Annotated in this window: 13 protein-coding genes; 7 read left to right on the top strand and 6 right to left on the bottom strand. The window is 69.9% G+C overall.

Annotated features, from left to right (window positions below):
• Nucleotides 1-28: 28 nt before the first annotated feature.
• The 6 genes from FBZ33_RS05025 to FBZ33_RS04990 form a co-directional block, all read right to left on the bottom strand.
• Nucleotides 29-2,152, bottom strand: a complete 2,124-nt coding sequence (locus FBZ33_RS05025; RefSeq protein WP_141908171.1) for a DEAD/DEAH box helicase — start codon at nucleotides 2,150-2,152, stop codon at nucleotides 29-31.
• The gene (brxD, locus tag FBZ33_RS05020; protein ID WP_141908170.1) at nucleotides 2,149-3,450 is read right to left on the bottom strand and encodes a BREX system ATP-binding protein BrxD; all 1,302 of its coding nucleotides are present in this window, start codon (nucleotides 3,448-3,450) and stop codon (nucleotides 2,149-2,151) included. The genes FBZ33_RS05025 and brxD overlap by 4 nt, the downstream gene beginning before the upstream one ends.
• A complete protein-coding gene (gene pglZ / locus FBZ33_RS05015) occupies nucleotides 3,447-6,212 on the bottom strand; it encodes a BREX-2 system phosphatase PglZ (protein WP_141908169.1) in 2,766 nt (921 codons plus the stop codon). Before pglZ ends, brxD begins: the two co-directional genes overlap by 4 nt.
• Nucleotides 6,209-9,973, bottom strand: coding sequence for a phage resistance protein (locus tag FBZ33_RS05010; protein ID WP_141908168.1), 3,765 nt, complete (start codon nucleotides 9,971-9,973; stop codon nucleotides 6,209-6,211). The genes pglZ and FBZ33_RS05010 overlap by 4 nt, the downstream gene beginning before the upstream one ends.
• Before the next feature lie 246 nt (nucleotides 9,974-10,219).
• Complete coding sequence (locus FBZ33_RS32615) at nucleotides 10,220-12,226, bottom strand: hypothetical protein (RefSeq protein ID WP_185755215.1); 2,007 nt, start codon at nucleotides 12,224-12,226, stop codon at nucleotides 10,220-10,222.
• Nucleotides 12,227-12,231: 5 nt separating this feature from the next.
• Nucleotides 12,232-12,483 (bottom strand): hypothetical protein, encoded by a 252-nt coding sequence (locus FBZ33_RS04990; RefSeq protein WP_141908164.1) that lies wholly within the window; start codon nucleotides 12,481-12,483, stop codon nucleotides 12,232-12,234.
• A 147-nt stretch (nucleotides 12,484-12,630) separates the two neighbouring features.
• On the opposite strand from FBZ33_RS04990, the gene FBZ33_RS04985 reads away from it, so the two are divergent.
• The 7 genes from FBZ33_RS04985 (at nucleotide 12,631) to FBZ33_RS04955 (ending at nucleotide 16,053) form a co-directional block, all read left to right on the top strand.
• Nucleotides 12,631-13,611, top strand: a complete 981-nt coding sequence (locus FBZ33_RS04985; RefSeq protein ID WP_370452973.1) for a helix-turn-helix domain-containing protein — start codon at nucleotides 12,631-12,633, stop codon at nucleotides 13,609-13,611.
• On the top strand, nucleotides 13,604-13,798 hold the full coding sequence (locus FBZ33_RS04980; RefSeq protein ID WP_141908163.1) for a DUF397 domain-containing protein: 195 nt from the start codon (nucleotides 13,604-13,606) through the stop codon (nucleotides 13,796-13,798). The genes FBZ33_RS04985 and FBZ33_RS04980 overlap by 8 nt, the downstream gene beginning before the upstream one ends.
• A gap of 129 nt (nucleotides 13,799-13,927) precedes the next feature.
• Nucleotides 13,928-14,359, top strand: a complete 432-nt coding sequence (locus tag FBZ33_RS04975) for a hypothetical protein (protein ID WP_255508722.1) — start codon at nucleotides 13,928-13,930, stop codon at nucleotides 14,357-14,359.
• A 92-nt stretch (nucleotides 14,360-14,451) separates the two neighbouring features.
• The gene (locus FBZ33_RS04970; protein ID WP_141908162.1) at nucleotides 14,452-14,715 is read left to right on the top strand and encodes a hypothetical protein; all 264 of its coding nucleotides are present in this window, start codon (nucleotides 14,452-14,454) and stop codon (nucleotides 14,713-14,715) included.
• A 15-nt stretch (nucleotides 14,716-14,730) separates the two neighbouring features.
• The gene (locus FBZ33_RS04965) at nucleotides 14,731-14,991 is read left to right on the top strand and encodes a hypothetical protein (protein ID WP_141908161.1); all 261 of its coding nucleotides are present in this window, start codon (nucleotides 14,731-14,733) and stop codon (nucleotides 14,989-14,991) included.
• Nucleotides 14,988-15,641 carry a hypothetical protein gene (locus FBZ33_RS04960; protein WP_141908160.1) on the top strand — a complete coding sequence of 218 codons (654 nt, stop codon included), beginning with the start codon at nucleotides 14,988-14,990 and terminating at the stop codon, nucleotides 15,639-15,641. The genes FBZ33_RS04965 and FBZ33_RS04960 overlap by 4 nt, the downstream gene beginning before the upstream one ends.
• Entirely contained in the window at nucleotides 15,628-16,053 is a 426-nt protein-coding gene (locus FBZ33_RS04955; RefSeq protein ID WP_255508721.1) for a hypothetical protein, read from the top strand. The genes FBZ33_RS04960 and FBZ33_RS04955 overlap by 14 nt, the downstream gene beginning before the upstream one ends.
• Nucleotides 16,054-16,078 lie beyond the last annotated feature (25 nt).

Raw genomic sequence — 16,078 nt, 5'->3', positions numbered from 1 at the left:
GCGAGGTGAGGCCGGCCACCGGGTCGGGTCAGGAGGCAAGAACGGCGAACCGGACCGGTTCGTCTAGCATGGCTGCCGCTCCTGGGAGGTCCGCGAGACGTGCGGCGAGGGTGGCCCGCGCCAAGCGCTCCGGCAGGGCGGAGCTGAATTTCAGCCCGGCGAGGGCTCGGTCGTTCACCTCCGGCAGGCAGAGTCGGTGGCTCGCGTCGGCGACCAGGCGCCGCCAGTCCTGTGGTGCCAGATTCTCGCGGAGCCGGATGGCGTAGTCGTCGAACCGCTGTGCCGGGTCGACGACCTCACCGAGCGTCGCAGTCAGCGTCGCGTTCGCCCGCAACCCGGCCCAGGTCCACCAGAGCAGGTCCCCTTGGGCGGTACGCACAGCCATGCTGCCGTCGGAATGTACCAACGCGGAACGCTCGTAGCGGTCAACTGACAGGCGATTCTTCGCCCGAGCGGTCAGTTGGACCGGCGGATCCGCGCCGAGAAGAACGTCTCGCATCGCGCGAGTCAGTGCGTGTCCGGAGCCAACCCAACCCGACGACGTCCAGCGGGCCCGCCCGCCCCCGTCCGCCATCTCGACGAAGCACCGGCGACGACGCCAGTCGACGTACGTCACCCGCCAGGCCCGCCCTCCGAGCAGGAGTCGCCGCTCACCAGACACCTGTTCGGTGAGCAGGCTCGGGTCCACCCTCCCCAGCTCGGTCCGGCCGTGCAGCACGGTGAACTCCGGTGGCCCGGTGAAAACCGCCGTCATGTCCATGAAGTGGCGACGGCCGAAGCGCCGTTCCGCCTCCGGCCCGATGAACAACAGCCCACCGTCGCCGTCGAGATACCCCTGTTCCACGAGGTGACGGACGATCGGCTCGGCACCGGGTCCGAACGGCCCCAGCCCGTTCCATGCTGTCGGCCAGAGCCGGTCGCCGATGCGGTGTTCCTGGAGGCAGAGGGCCATCACCTGCTGGGCGACGATGTGCCGGGGCTCGGGCGGCGCGACGACCGGCTCCACCCAACCTCTTCCCCAGAGCAGCAGCAGTGCTGCCGCTCTGGTCAGCTCCACGCCGCTGCGGCAGAGGAGGAGACAGTTGCGGGTGCTACCCGGCCGGCGGCCGGTTCGCCCGAGCCGTTGCAGGAACGACGCGACCGTCGACGGTGAGTCGATCTGGATGACCCGATCGAGGTCACCCACGTCGATGCCCAGTTCGAGGGTGCTGGTGGAGACGATGACGCAGTCTCGGGCCTCGGCGAATGCCTGCTCGGACCGACGTCGCTCGTCGGCCGAAAGTGAGGCGTGTGACAGGAAGGTGGTGATGCCGCGCTCGCGCAGCAACTGCCCGAGTTCCTCGACGGTCTGGCGGGACTCGCAGAAGACCAACCGCTTTTCCCCGCCGTGCAGGGTGGAGATGACCGTCGCGGCGTTGTGGAGCGAACCGACGTAGTCGAGTTCGATCTGCCCGGGCGGCGGAGCAGCGGAATTCGCCGGTGGCGCCTTCCTCGCCTCCGGGGCGATCACGCGGCCCGGCCGGGCCCCGACCCCGGATCCTTGCAGCCAGGTCAGCAACTGCTCGGGGTTGCCAACCGTCGCGGACAGTCCCACCCGCTGCAGCGGCTGGCCGGTCACCCGCGTCAATCGTTCGAGGACGGCGAGCAGGTGCCATCCCCGGTCGTCCCCGGCGAAGGCATGCACCTCGTCCACCACCACCGTGCGGAGGTCGGCGAAGAACAGCCGGTGGTCGACGTTCACGCTGACCAGCATCGCCTCCAGGGACTCTGGTGTGGTGAGCAGGATGTCCGGCCGTTGCCAGAGCACGGCCCGGCGGGCGGACGTGGTGACGTCGCCATGCCAGAGCGCCACAGTGCGTCCCAGCCACCCGGCGTACCGCTCGATTCGGGGCAGCAGATTGTTGAGCAACGCCTTCAGCGGGCAGAGATACAGCAGCGAGGTGCCGCGCCAGCTCTGCCCGGCCATCCGGGAGAGCAGGGGAAAGAGAGCCGCCTCGGTCTTCCCTCCGGCCGTCGGGGCGAGCAGCAGCGCGTCGTCGCCTCGCGTCAGGGGCCCGATCGACGCGCGTTGCAGGGGCCGCAGGTCGGGCCAGCCGAGACTGTTGACGACGTGGTGCAGGACGACCGGGTCGAGCAGGCGTTCCTCGTTCACATCGGCAGGTTGACGTCGTCGGCCGTGGCAGCGTTGCGCTCGACCTCGGTCAGCTCGTCGGGGCGCAGTGTCAACGCGTAGTGGCGACGCGGATCCCAGTCGTCGAACTGATCGACACGGTCGAACACGTCGGCGACAAGTTTCTTGAGGTAGACCCGGGGCGCCACGCCGACCTGACCACCGAGCCGACCGGCCACCGCGCGAGCGAGTTCGCTGAGGTACCTGTCATCGACGAGGTCGGAGACCCGATTGCTGCCATAGATCTCCCGAACCCGTACGCCGAGTTGCACCAACGCTTCCTCGGTGAAGCCGGGCAGTCGCAGTTGGGTGGCCCGGGGGTTGTCCCAGCGGGGTTCGGCCCCGAAGTCGGTGGCGAGCCGCTGGGCCAGCGGGGGCAGTCGCTGCACACCTTGTTGGCCGTCGAAGAATGCCGGAGTTCCGGTGATCAGCAGGAAAAGACCGGGGAACCGGCCAGCGTAGATGTCGTCAACGAGTTGGCGAAGCGCGTTGAGCGCCTTGTCCCGGGCATCCGAGCGGACTCGTTGCAGGGTTTCCACCTCGTCGAGCACCAGGAGGAGACCGGCGTGCCCGCTGTCGTGCAGCACCGCGAGCAGGCCCTGCAGGAAGCTCAACGCACCGAAGTGATCGAGATCGCCCTTGACCCCGGCCGCCCGTCGGGTGGACGCGGCGACGTGCGGTTGTCCTCCGAGCCACGCGGCGAGCCCGTCGGCGGTGGCCTGGTCACCGAGGGCGAGGGCCGTGCGGTAGCCGCGCAGTGCTGCCGCGAAGCCAGGGGTGCGCCGGGAGATGTCCGCCAGGCGGAGTTCGAGAAGCTCGCCGACCTCCCGGTCGAGGCCGTCCGCATCCGTCTCGGAGACCTGGCCCCCGGCCAGGACGTCTTCCTCCAGGGCGAAGATCCAGCCGTCCAGCACGGGTCGCAGCGCGCTCGGGGCGAACTGTTCCGTTGTTAACTGCTCGACGAGCCGTCGATAGACGGTCTCCATCCGATGCAGCGGTGTCTCCAACTCGGAGATCTGCACCTCGGCGACCGCGAATCCACGTCGCTTTGCCTGCTCCCCCAGCCAGCGGGTGAAGAACGTCTTGCCTGCGCCGTAGTCGCCGCGTATCGCCTTGAAGACGCTGGCGCCACCGGAAGCCCTGTCGAGATCCTCGTCGAGCGCCGCGGTGAAACGGTCAAGTCCGACCGCGAGGGCGTCGAGGCCGTTGGAGGGCACCGCCCCACGCCGTAGCGCGTCGATGATGTCCCTGCGCCGACGGGCGCTCACCTCGACGGTCATGTCGGGTCCAACCCGAACTGTTCGATCATCAGCGGGATATCTAGTTTCGCGGTCCGTCCATCCGGGTCGAGGCTGAGAACCGGATAGCCCTCGACCTGCAGCAGTCGTCGCAGAGCGGCGAACGTGCCGGACATCCGGTGGACCGGGATGCCGGCCCGGGTGGCCAGGGTCTCCAGTGCGGCCCGGCCGTTGCCGACGACCAGCGTGGAGAGCATTGCGGCGACCCGCTCGTCGGGAATCGGCGCCCGGGTGTCCCGACGGTCCGCGTACACGGGGCTGGCCAGCAGGGCGTCAACGAGCGCCGACACCGGTTCCACTGGGGCCCGTGCCGCGTCCGGTGACGGCGGAGCGGCAGGTGTGGGTGGGGTGGTGGAAACGGGCGACGGTAGATCGAACAGGCCCTCGTCCTGGGCGCGCTGCCGTGGAGGGCGGGCCGGCCGGCTCGTCGGTCTGGTCTCCGGCTGGGAGGCGACGACGGCAGTGCCGTTCGACGCCGGCTCGCGGATCGGTTCCCGCCACCACTCCGGGCTGGAGACCGGAGCACCGGCCCACCCCGGAACGGCGTGCTCGTCCTGGGCGGCGAAGACCAGCAGGGGGATGACGACCTCGGCGGGTGTCGCGCCACCGTGGTAGCCCGCCTTTCGGGGGCCGTACCGCAACTCCTCCCGCCACGGCAGGATCACGCGGCCTTCGCCGAGCGCCACTCGACTGCCGGTGAAGAGCAGCTCACCGTCGCGGGGCGCGATGGTCGCCGAGCGCCAACGGTTCTCGCTGGAGTCCGATGACAGCAGCACCGCCTCCGATCCACGGTCGACCACGTGACCGTGGTCGGAGACCAGCACCACCACCCGGTCCTGGGCGACCGCCAGCAGGTCGCGCAGGCCGTTGATGGTGTCGGTGCTCCACTCGATGGTGCCCGGGTCACTGCGGTCGAGGGCATCATCGATGGTGTTGATCACGGCCGCCACCATCGGAACGGCCGAATCGTCGATCGCGGCGGCGACCTCGGGGTCGACCGCCAGGCCGGCCGGCGTACGCAGGTCAGCTTTGTGCAGCAGCACGCTGTCCGGGAACTGGGCCGAGAAGGCCCGCAGTTCGGCTACCCGGTCACCGACGGTGATGCGTCCGCTGAACAGGCTGCAGCGGTTGACGACAGTGATGGTCGGAAGGGCCGCGAGCACCCCGGTTCGTGGGCCCCCGTCGGGGGTCAGTTCGGTCCAGGCTCCGCTGCGCCCCAGGGAGTCGGCGATCTCGATACCGGCCGCCGCGCTCATGCCGTCGAGAAGCAGCAGCAGGATCCGTCGGCCGTTGTCGAGGATCGGCCGGACCACCCGGTCCAGGATGTCCTCCACCCGAAGCAGGGCTCCGGGCTCCCGCTCGGCGCCGGTCATGTCCTGCAACTGTTCGGCGAACTCCCGGTCATGTCGGGCGCGCCGAATGTCGACGGCCGCGTGCAGCGCTCGATACGCGTGCGCGACCTGTGGGTCGACGTCTCCGGCGAAGACGTCGAGTCGGGCGCGGTCCACCCAGCCATCGTCACGGATCTGCCGTTGCACGGCGGTGAGCATGGTTGACGGGTCGCGTTCGTCACCGATCGTCAGCCAGCGCAGAAGCCGCACGGCCATTCGCGCGGTCTCCACCCGGGAGCGGTCCGCCGAGCGGTGGGCCTCGACCTCGGCGAGCCGGTCTTGCGCCTTCTCGATGAGGTCAAGGGCGGGCACGACGGCGGTGGAGCCGGACAGGGCCATCCGGACCGCGGCACCGAAGGCCCGCATCCGCTGGGTGAATCCAGCCGGCAGCAGAGCGGAGGCGACCAACCGCTCGGTCACGTCGATCTCGGCGGCGATCTCCTCGGCCCGGCGCAGCATCCGATGCGCGTCGTGCCGTACCGCGTCGTCACCGTCGAGTGCTCGGTAGATCCATGCTTCGGCGGCCTCGAGGAACAGGGTCGCCTGGTGGTCGGTGAGGCGGGTGCCGCCGAAGCGCGGCTCCAGCCGGGTACGGGCAACCGCGATCTCCACCGCCGGCGCTGTTCCAGGGCCTCGGGGCCAAAGCACGCCGGCCAGGAGCCCGAGCGGAATCGCATCGGTTCCGTGACCGGCGCGTACTGCGGCCAGCACCGGGACGGCGATCGGCCCGGCGACCTCGACCAGGAACGCGGCGATGCCGTCGGCCCAGGCGTCCGGCAGCTCGACGAACCGCATCTGGGTGGGCGCGTCCGTGCTCCACTGGAGCAACCCGGCGCCGTCCAGCTCGTCGGGGTCAAGTGCGAGGACCGCTCCGGCGAGGTGCCGCAGCGCATGGTCGCGGGTGAGGATGGTGCCTGCGGGCGGCGGCCAGCGGTGGGTGGGGGCCAGCTCGGTGAGCGCGTCGGCGACCCACCGACCGGTGCGCACCAGCGTGGAGTCGGGTCGCACCTGGCCACCGAACGCCTGGCCGACCAGGTCCCAGGGGTCGACGCTGCGGCCGGTCTGGAGGCTGACGTGGGCGAGCAGCCCGTCGCCCAGCTCGGTGTCGGTCAGATCGGTGAGCAGGACGAGTTTCTCGTGGGCCGCGCGGTCGGCCAGCGCGGCGCGGGCCGCGAGCGGGGTGGCGCAGGGTACGACCCGTACCCGGGTGTCGTCGATGGTGAGGACCGGATCGTCGGTCCACTCGGGACGTGCGAGCAGCACGATCGCCTCGGCGTCGTCCCGCTCGGCGAGCCACGCTTCGACTTTGCGACGGACAGCGGCTGGGCGGACGGCCACCCGGCTGACGCTCACTGCGGCACGTCCTGCCGCACCTGCCAGGTGACCTCGACCCGCCGGCCGGCCTTGACCTCGGCGCGAATCTGCTCGGTCAGCCGGTTGAGGTGGCTCTCGTCGGCGACCAGCACTGTCTGGGTGGTGGCCGCCGGGGCAGCAGGGTCGACGGGTGCGACAGGGGCGACGGGGGGACGTTGAACCGGAATGAGCGTCGGGGTGACGACCTGCAGCGTGTGGTGGACGGGCCCGGGGACCTCGGGCGGTTCGGGACCGACGATCGGCTTGTTCTCTGCCAGCAGGGCTGCAGCGGCACCCACGGCCTGCTGGAGCGCTTTGACGAGGTCTGACCCGTGGTGCTCGCCGCGGGCCGCGGCACGCAGTTGCTCGACGACGACCCGGGCGCGGTCGTCGCTGCCCGCCCGCGTAATGAGCGCCGCGATTAAAGGCCACTGGGTGGCGGCGAGCGCGGTGATCAGCTTCTGCGCCTGCTTGTAGACACCGCTTGCGGCCTGGCCGTCCAGCCCTGCGAGGTGCTGATCGCCGCTGGCCACGACGGCGACGAGCACAACGTCGTCCTGCTCGTATGCGACCTGGGTGAGCAGGTGTGCGACCCGTCGGGCGGTGGCTAGCCGGCCGGTGGCGGCCGTCCCGTCCAGGCCCAGGAGGGCGCCGTGCCGCTCGAGTTCGGTGATGAGCTGGCCGCTGAGATTGGCGTACTCCTTGGCCACCCTTCGCATGGTGCTGGCGAGAGTGGTGAGGTTCGCCGGGTTGCGGAACAGCGGCAGCACCTCGCCGAAGAACGGCTGACCAAACCGGACCGCAGCCTTCCAGGTGTCGTCGTCGGGCATCGGCGGGTGGCGTAGCTCGAAGCGGTCCTCCACCCCGTTGACGGCGGCAACGCTTGTCTTGCCGCCGCCGTCGTACCAGCTGAGCTGCTGCTCCAGAGCGAAGACCGCGATGATCAGGTTCTGCAGGTCGCGGTCGAAGCCGCGGGCCTTGGGCAGGTCGAGCAGCTTGCGCAGCATGTGCACCGGGAAGTGGTCGCGGTAGTCCTGTTTGGCTGACTCCTGCAGCAGGTGCCGGCTCCAGAAGCAGGTGCTGATGTCGAGCACGTACCGGTGGTCGACCAGCTCGCCGAGTTGCAGCGGGTTGCAGATGCGGCGGAGGGTCTTCTGGTCCGCCGGGGAGGCGACGGAGACGCCGTGGGTGGGGTCGGCGGCGGCCTTCCTCGCGTACTCGAGCACCTTGGTCAGGTCTGCTCTGGTGAGGGGCTTCTCGTCGACGGGCAGGGCGGGGGTGCCGGGGTAGGACCAGTCCAACAGTTCGGCGGTGAGGTTGCGGAAGGCGTCGGTGAGTGTCCCGCCACGGGGGTCACCGATGCGCAGCCCGTCGGCCAGGGTGTGCAGGACCCCGACGGTGTCGTCGTGCACGTCGGAGGGCTGCGGGTTGGCTGCCCCGTATGCCTGTTTGAGGGCGGTGATCAGGCCGTCGCGGAGCTGGGTCTGCCGTTGCAGCAGGTAGACCCGCCCCTGCTGCCGGTCGGCCTTGGGCCAGTCGGCGGCGAGGGTGTTCAACCGCTCCCCCGTGCCACCAACCCCGAGCAGATAATTGATCTTCGCGAGTTGGGCGACCCGACCCATCATGTCGTCGGTCAGATAGAGCGGCAGCCAGAAGACCGTGTTGGAGCCTCGGGGCAGTTCCTCGATCCGAGCACGGTCGGCGCTGCGCGGATAGTCCTGCGGGTCGAACGGGTAGTCGACGACGATCCGCCACGACTCCCCGGGGGCGAGCAGCGCGGCGATAGGCATGGCGTCCTGGTCCCGGACGTTGCCGAACTTGACCTGGACGATGTGTCGCCGGCCCCGCCAGTCGCGCGGCTGCTGAAGCTCGCCGTGACTGCCCTCGCTACCAGCGAGCCCCATCTCCGCGCTGATCAGTTCGCGGAGCAGTTGCTGCCGTACGCCGGCGGAGGTCTCGCCAAGCGGAACGAGGTCGAGCAGCTTGTCGAAGTCGACGGTGTGCAGTTTCAGCGAGACGACCGGGTCGTGGTCGTCGGTCAGGTGCAGCTCGCCGGCGTCCTGCTCGATCTTGCGCAGCCGGTTGAGCACCATGGTGTTCTCGTAGCCGGGGATGGGCGCGGCGATCGAGCCGAAGTTCAGGGCGTGCAGCTTCGCCGCGGTCAGGTTGTGCAGGGCCGGCACCTCGGGCACCAGCGCGCCGAGCAGCACCGTCTTGACCAGCTTGTCGTCGAGCTGGAACTGGGTGTGGGTGCCGGCTTTGCCCTCGTCGATGCCGTTGAGGGCGAGCAGGATCGGGCGCAGCTTGCGCTGATAGAGGGATCGGGCGGCCTCGAACTGCTGCCGCAGTTTCGGCCGGTCGGGCAACTCGCCGTGCAACACCAGCGGGTCGAAGAGGGCGGCGACCCCGATCAGGTCGTTGACCCGCAGGTTGTCCCGCCGGTCGACCAGCAGCTCCGTCATCACCTTCAACGCGGTCCGTTCCCGCTGCAGCGCCTGGGACAGCGCGACCAGGGTCGCCACGAGGGCCGGTGAGAAGGGGTAGAGCTGTCGGAAGGCGGTGGCGTCGGAGCCGATGCCGGCGTCGCCGTACTGGGCGCCGAGCAGCAGAATGTCCCACACCTCGCGGTTGTGGCGGACGGCGGCGAAGGCGTTGTCGATGACGGCACGGGCGGCGGCGTCGTTCGGCTTGAGCAGCCGGTTCTCGGTGATCTCGGGCAGGTTCGTGTCGGCCAGGACGATCTCGCCGAACCGGCCCTGCACACTGCGCATCACGTGCGCGAGCGCCTCCCGCTCGGTGCCGCCGACCTGTGGGCCGAGGAACTCCTCCAAGTTTCGCTGACGGGCGACGAAGGAGATCAGCGGCAGCGGGCGCGCGGAGTCCGCCGACTCGACAAGCTTGTTGAGCTTGGCACCCTCGGTGTTGACGAAGGTGTGGTCGGCGATCCGGCCGGAGAGCCAGAGGATCAGCTCGTCGAGGAAGAGCACGATGGCGTCGTACCCGAGGGTTTTGGCGTGCCGGGTGATGACGGCGAGGCCGGTGTCCAGGTCGAGGTATTCGGCGCTGTGCACCGCGCCGCTGAAGAAGGTCGCGGTGAGCGCGCTGACCAGGGCGTCGCGGTCCTTCGTGCCGGGCGGCTGGACGGCGGCATCGGCGTACCGGTCGGGGGTCCAGCCCTCGGCCTGGGCCCGCAGCGCGGAGAGGCCCGCACCGCTGGCCGCCGGCCCCGCGCCACCGCCACGCAGGGCGGCGAAGAACGTGTCGTCACCCATCGTCGCGCGCAGGCCGGCCGCGTCGGTGAGCAGCGCATTCGACCGGTGTACGGCGGGAACGGGCGCGTCCGGGTGCAGCGCGGTGACCTGGCGTAGATACCCCTCAAGGATCGCCTGCTCCACGGAACGCGCGTCGAGCATGTGCAGGGTCAGGGTCAGGAACGTCCGTTGCGGCAGCCACGCGTCGGCGGAGACGACCGGCCCTTCCAGCCCGCGGATCTGCCGGGCCTGCGAGTTATGGGCCAGGATCTCCCGCAGTACGGCCATGAAGTGTGACTTGCCGGAGCCGAACGAGCCGTGCAGGAACATCGCCTGCGATCGACCGGTCGTGACGGCATGTCCGATCTTCTGCAGGGCGCTGCTGAAGTTCGCCCGGAGTTGGTCAGTGACGACGTAGCGGTCCAGGTCGGCGCCTTCGGCCGCCTTGACCACGAAGTCGCCCTCGCCGACCGATGTCGGGATGTCGATCAGGTCACGCAGCAGCGTCACGGGTGTTCCTCCAGCCTCCCCAGGGTGCCCGACAGGCTACCCACAGGCGTGGATGTCCGGGTACCACAGTGGTCGGCGCAGTCTGGCCACCAGCACCGATCACCATGGACGGATGGCAGATCGGTCGCCCGTTCGTCGGAGAAGCCGCAGATCAGGCACGTGTCACGAGGCTGACCCGAACGGACAGCCCACATCCCGAAGGCGAGTCAGATTCCGGACAGATCCACGCCCATCGTTTGCGGAGTGTCACCACAGACGGTTCAGGTCGGGGCCTTCGGCGAGGAGGCGTACGCCGTCGTCGTCGTGTCGGTGCAAGGCGCAGCCAGCGCGGGTGAAACGCACGGTGACCGCCTGTCCGGCGTGCCGGGCGGCGAGCCGCAGCAGCTCCGGCACCGGGTCGGCAACGATGGCGCGCGGCCCGGACGACGGCACCGGGATCGGGAGAGCCGGGTCGGTCGGGGCGGCACTGGCGACGGCGTCGGTCAGGCACTCCACGCACCAGGCGAGGGCGGCGGCCAGGCTCGGCCGGTACGGCAGGTCGTCGGGGTTCACGGGTGCGTCGCGCGGCTTTACCTCGACGGACCAGCGCAGCCCGTCGGCCAGCAGCGGGTCACCGGCGTTGTGCCGCAGGTCGCAGACGGCCACCACGAGGGCCAGGTCGAGGCCGAGGGCGAGCCGCAGCAGCTCGGGCAGTGGCGGCGCGTCGGGAGGTGCCGCCACCAAGATCAGCCGGCCGGCGGCGGTGCCCCGCCCGGCGGCGCGCACGTGCTCCCCCACCGGGTCGGAGCCGGCCCAGGGCAGTGTGACGTACCCGTCGCGTAGGTCCCGGTCGAGGTCGTGCCCGCCGTCGGCGTCGCGGATGTCTTCGGGTGGCGCGCCGAGGACGGCGGCCCAGGAGCCGAGCCGGTAGCGGTCGGGGAGTTGCACGACGGGCCGACCGTTGGGTTGGGTGGCGACCAGTGGGGTGACCTCGGGTATGCCGGCCTGCCAGGTCAGGTGCACCACCCGGTGCCGCAGGTCGGTGACGGTCATCAGCATGGTTCTGTGCAGGCGGTGGCTGTCACCGCAGGTGTAGCAGCGCAGCGCCGGCGGACGCAGGCCGGCGCCGCAGCAGTGCGGGCAGTCGGGGTCGGCGGGCCGCCCGCCGAGTCGGCAGTCGCAGGCACGTAGCCGGTGGTGTGGCCGGCAGTCCGGGCAGGGCCGCCACTCGACGGGTGCGCCGAGCCACGTTGGGTCGGGTGGTTCGTAGCCGCGACTCAACGGCACCCGCACCCTGCGAACCACCTGCCCGGTGGGCTGTTCGGCGAGGGTCTCGATCGGCTCGCCGGGGCGCAGGGTGGTGTGCCACCAGCGGCCGTCGCGCCAGACGGCCTGCGCGCCAGGCAGTTCGTCGCCGTCGGCCGGGTCGACGCAGTCGGCGAGGACGCGGCGTTCGAGCTGGTCTACGTCGACGACCGGGGTGACGGGTGGGCGCGGCGAGTCGGGGCGCAACAGCCGGGCGGGGGCAGTCAGGCCGCGTTCGGCGATACCGGTGAGCGCGTGGGCCACGTCGGCGCGGGTCAGCGCCTCCGGCAGATCCTGGCACCAGGCGGGCGTGCCGGGGAGCCGGGCACCTCGTACCGGATGGCCCAGCCGAACCCCGGGCCCTGCCGGCGGGCCTCGACGACCAGGTCGAGCAGCAGCAGGTCGGCCAGCGCGCAGAGCCGAGCCAGCCGGGCGGCCGGGTCGACGGTGGGCGCGGCCGGTGGATCGGCCCAACACCAGCCGCCAGGGGGCATGGTCGGCCCGCAGGATGGCGTGGGCCTCCAACTCGTGCCGCTGCACGGCGGGCAGGTCGGGTCGCCACTGCCGGTCCAGCCACAACGAGGGCGCCTCGGCGTCGGCGACGACCGCGCCGACGCTGGCGGCGAGGTCGCGTACCCGGGAGGCAAGGTTGACCACCCACTGACCCCCCGGGTCGCGCCGGGGGTCGAGGCCGCCGGGCACGACCTGGTGGGACGCGACCGCGCCGGTGTCCTGGTTGGCGACGGTAACCACGAGCTGCGCCCGCCGCCGGCCACGCCGGCGGCAGCGATAACAGGGGTACGCGATGGTGCCCGCGCCCCGACACTGCTCACAGCTCCGGTATGCCTCCCGGCGCTGGGCGGGGGCGTCGGCGTCGGCGAGGAACCGGTTGCCGTAGGTGGTGCACCGGCACGGATCGAGCGTGAAGGCCCGCCCGTCGCAGTCGGGGCAGGTGACGACGACAGGCACGGCGGTCACCGACACCGCCGGGCCGCGCAGTCGCCGCCGTGCTCGACGCGGCGCGCACACCGCCGGCCGCCGTCGAGCGGCAGGTCACAGAAGACCCGACGGCGTACGCCCTGAGCGTCCTCGGCGGACACGGTGGTCTCGCCCGCGTCCACTTCGGACAGGAAACTCAGGGAGCGGGCCAGGGTGCCGGCGAAGTGCTGGGCGGCCGGCAGGTCGGCGGCGATGAACGGCAGGTGCGCCACCCAACGGGCGCTCATTGGATGGCCGTCGGCTCGGCTCGAAGAAACGCGCGCATGCCTTTCCTCACTGACGGATTCGATCGGCAATTGACAGGCGACGGGAAATGCGCGGTCATCGCCTTTGTCGGACCCATCTTGTAAGGTCAGGGGCACTATCGACAATGAATGTCGACGCACACTGTTCCAGTATTTGTGGGCAACATTCCCCTGTTGCAGAACGGCCGTCGGGATGTTGCAAAACTCAACAGGAAGGAGGGCCGCGTGGCCGACGACATGGGCTCGACGGTGCCCCGACGGCAGCTCGGCAGGGCGCTACGTGACCTGCGCACCGAGGCCGGAGCGACCCTCGATGCGGTCGCCGAGGCGCTGGAGTGCAGCCGCCAGAAGGTGTGGCGGATCGAGAGCGGGCTCGGCTCGGTGCGCGGCGTCGACGTCCGAGCGATGTGCGAGCTGTACGGGGCGACGGGCGAGCTGACCCGTGCACTGACATCGTTGGCCGGCGAGACCAGGGCCAAGGGGTGGTGGCACGCGTACGGCGATGCCGTCCCCGAATGGTTCGAGCTGTACGTTGGCCTCGAATCCGCGGCGTCGAGACTGCGGTTCTACAAGAACAGCCTTGTGCCGGGCATCCTGCAGAGCCGCGACTACGCCCGAGGCATCTATCGCATCGACCAGCCCGACATGAGCGAGGATGATCGCGAGCGCGCGGTCGAGCTTCGCCTGCAACGACAGTCCCTGCTGACCCGCCGCCTGCCCCGAGCCCCGCAGGTGCAGGTGGTGCTCTGCGAGTCGGTGCTCCTTCGGCCAGTGGGCGATGCGGAAACCATCGCGGGGCAACTTGCCCACCTACTGGCAATGACTCGGCTGCCGAACGTGTCGATTCGTGTGCTGCCCCTCATCGCCGGGCCGCACCACGGCACTGTTGCCGGCGAGTTCGTGCTTCTTGACTTTCCGCTCGGAAACCGGACCACACCCGAGCCACCGGTGGTCTACAGCGAGGCCATCACCGGTGCTCTCTACCTCGACCGCCCCAACGAGTTCGCGGCCTACGAAAAGGTCTGGTCGAGCCTGCTGTCACTCGCCCTCGATGAGGGACAATCGTTCCAACTGATCAACAAGATCATCGGGGAGGTCCACCGTGGTTGACCTGACGGACGCCTTGTGGCGCAAGAGCACCCGCAGCGCGGGCAACGGCGGCGAGTGTGTCCAGGTTGCCGACAATCTGCCCGGCATCATCGCGGTCCGCGACAGCAAGGACCCACACGGCCCGGCTCTCACCTTCACCCCTACTGCCTGGGCCACCTTCGTACAGACGACCAGCACCCTCCGCTGAGGCGCCGACGGGTGTCTCGGGTCCTCCTGGGACACCCACCCGGTACAGGGTTGCGCTCGCTTGCGACGAGCATCGCCGTCCACAGTTCCATTCAGGGGACCTGCAGGGGAACAGCGAGGCTACGAGACCGTGAGCGTACGGACCGAGTTCAGTTACCTGATCCGCGCGATGGCACGCCGTGACTGGGGAACGGTGGACCAACTCCTGGATGGGTTGGAGACCTGCGGGTGGCGCGGCGGGAACCAGGTGATCGGCGCTGCCTTCGCCATCGCCGTCAATGACCACTTCTCCGCCGCCCACTCCCCCACTGACGTTGCCCTCTTCGTCGCCGAGACGCGTACCCAGCTTCCGGGCGCGGAGCCGCTGCCCGCCCCGGAGATGGAAGCGCTCGTCCGCGCGGCCCTCGGTGAGGTCGGGCTGATCGACAGCCTCAGCCCCGAGACGGCTCTCCAGATGCAGATCGTGTTCCTCGGCAAGCTGCTCCAGGACCGCGATCTCAGCGAGACGCAGCTTGAAGAGTTCATCACCGACGTGGAGCGCACAGCTGCCGAATACCTGTAACCAGCGGGGCTGCGTGCCACAGTCATCTCCGATAGTGTCCGTCCGACCACGCAAACGTGAACTCGTTGCGCGATCGTCAGACGGAGGGCGGCATGGCCAGCATCGAGGAAGTCAAGGCAGCGCTGATGCAGGCCGCCGAGCAGGGCAACGCCACCATCAACCAGATCCGGGCCGCCGCCGACAACACCGAACAGATGCTGGCCCGGCTACGCGCAATCTCCGCCGGCACCGGGCATCCGACGATCGCCGAAGCCATCGCCCGAGGCGAGCAGAGCAAGCAGCGCCTGGCCGAAGCCATGGCTCTCGTGCAGGGCAGCTCGGAGGCGGCACGCCGCTACATCAGCGTCCTCGGCTGAACACCGACCACCACGATGAGCGTTGGCGAGGTCAAGGCGTCTCTTCGCGCCGCCATCGACGCCGCCCGCCAGGGACGGCGGGTCTTCGACCAGGCTGCCTCTGACGCGGAGGCAGCCACCCGAATGGCAGACGCCATGCTGCGGGGCAGCCGGAACGACGACGTGAAGGCGGCACATCAGGCGCTTGCCGCCGCCAGCGCAGAGGTCGAGCCGACCCGGCGCCGCTTCGACAACACCGCCACACACGCGACCGACTACCTCACCCGACTCGGATGAGCGCCACCATTGCCGCGCTGGTCGCGCAGCTTCTCGCCGTACGCGGAAAGCTCGATGCCGCCGCCGTCACGGCGATGCGGGCCCGGGCGGACGCGGAACAGGCCGTGACACACCTGGCTGCGCTAAAGCGGGGTAGCAGTGACCAGCGATTGAGCGCCGCCGTCGCGGATGCAGAGGTGGCCCGCGACAAAGCCGGCCGCTACGCCCGCCTCCTGGCCAACGCCGCCCGACACATCACCGGGTACGTCAACACCATCGCCCCCGGTGCCGCGTCCTCCGGCTCAGATGATGCGGCATCACCCTCTGGCGAGCGCCTGGTGGAGGAAGCAGAAGGTCGCAGTCGGAAGGCCGAGGCATTCCTTCGCCGGCACGTCAAGAAGGCGGACGACTCCGAGGACACCCTCAAACAGACCGAACAGTCGATCACCACTGGTCTTCGCGAGCTGCAAAAGAGCTTCAAGGGCTCGGGATCGAGTGGCAGTACGACATCCACGTCCGCCAGCCCCGGCACGCCGGTTGACCGCCCTCAGTTGGAGCACCCGGTCACATCAGTCATCATGGCTGCTGGCGCAGTCGTGGTGGGCCTCCGAGGTGTCTGGAACATGGCAAAGAAGCGCCGCGAGAGGAAGCAATCTGATGAGCAGCCCTGAGATGGTCGACTACATCCGGACGATGGTCAGAGGCGACCACGAGGCCAACGACCGAGTCGAGGCCCGACTTGACCAGCTCGGCTGGGACGGCTTCCCAACCCTCCTCGGTGCCGTCTTCTACTTTGCGGTCAACCGACGCTTCGACGAACGGACGCCCCCCGGAGAGATCATGCGGTTCGTGGCCGACATGCGAGCGGCAACTCCCGTCGGTGCGCCGGAAATCGACGCCAATGCCGCCGAGACGCTGATCCGGGCGGCCGTGGATCCCGATGCCGAGACGGCCATCGATCCGCAGATGGCCGGTCGAATTCAGGGCCTGGTGATCCTGACCATCTTGGGCGACGACGCCGTTGGCGATGACGACTTGGACGCACTCCTCGCGGAGGCCGTAGCGCTGGCTGATCGAGTGTGAGCCGACACCGGGCAGGTGCCACGAG

The organism is Micromonospora sp. A202 (assembly GCF_006715105.1).
GTDB classification, from domain to species: domain Bacteria; phylum Actinomycetota; class Actinomycetes; order Mycobacteriales; family Micromonosporaceae; genus Micromonospora; species Micromonospora zamorensis.
This window is presented reverse-complemented; position numbering and strand designations above follow the sequence as displayed.

Coding starts and splice junctions, on each gene's coding strand:
- brxD (WP_141908170.1), bottom strand. CDS start 3,450: ATGACCGTCGAGGTGAGCGCCCGTCGGCGCAGGGACATCATCGACGCG.
- FBZ33_RS04990 (WP_141908164.1), bottom strand. CDS start 12,483: ATGAGCGCCCGTTGGGTGGCGCACCTGCCGTTCATCGCCGCCGACCTG.
- FBZ33_RS04985 (WP_370452973.1), top strand. CDS start 12,631: ATGTCGACGCACACTGTTCCAGTATTTGTGGGCAACATTCCCCTGTTG.
- FBZ33_RS04970 (WP_141908162.1), top strand. CDS start 14,452: ATGGCCAGCATCGAGGAAGTCAAGGCAGCGCTGATGCAGGCCGCCGAG.
- FBZ33_RS04965 (WP_141908161.1), top strand. CDS start 14,731: ATGAGCGTTGGCGAGGTCAAGGCGTCTCTTCGCGCCGCCATCGACGCC.
- FBZ33_RS04960 (WP_141908160.1), top strand. CDS start 14,988: ATGAGCGCCACCATTGCCGCGCTGGTCGCGCAGCTTCTCGCCGTACGC.
- FBZ33_RS04955 (WP_255508721.1), top strand. CDS start 15,628: ATGAGCAGCCCTGAGATGGTCGACTACATCCGGACGATGGTCAGAGGC.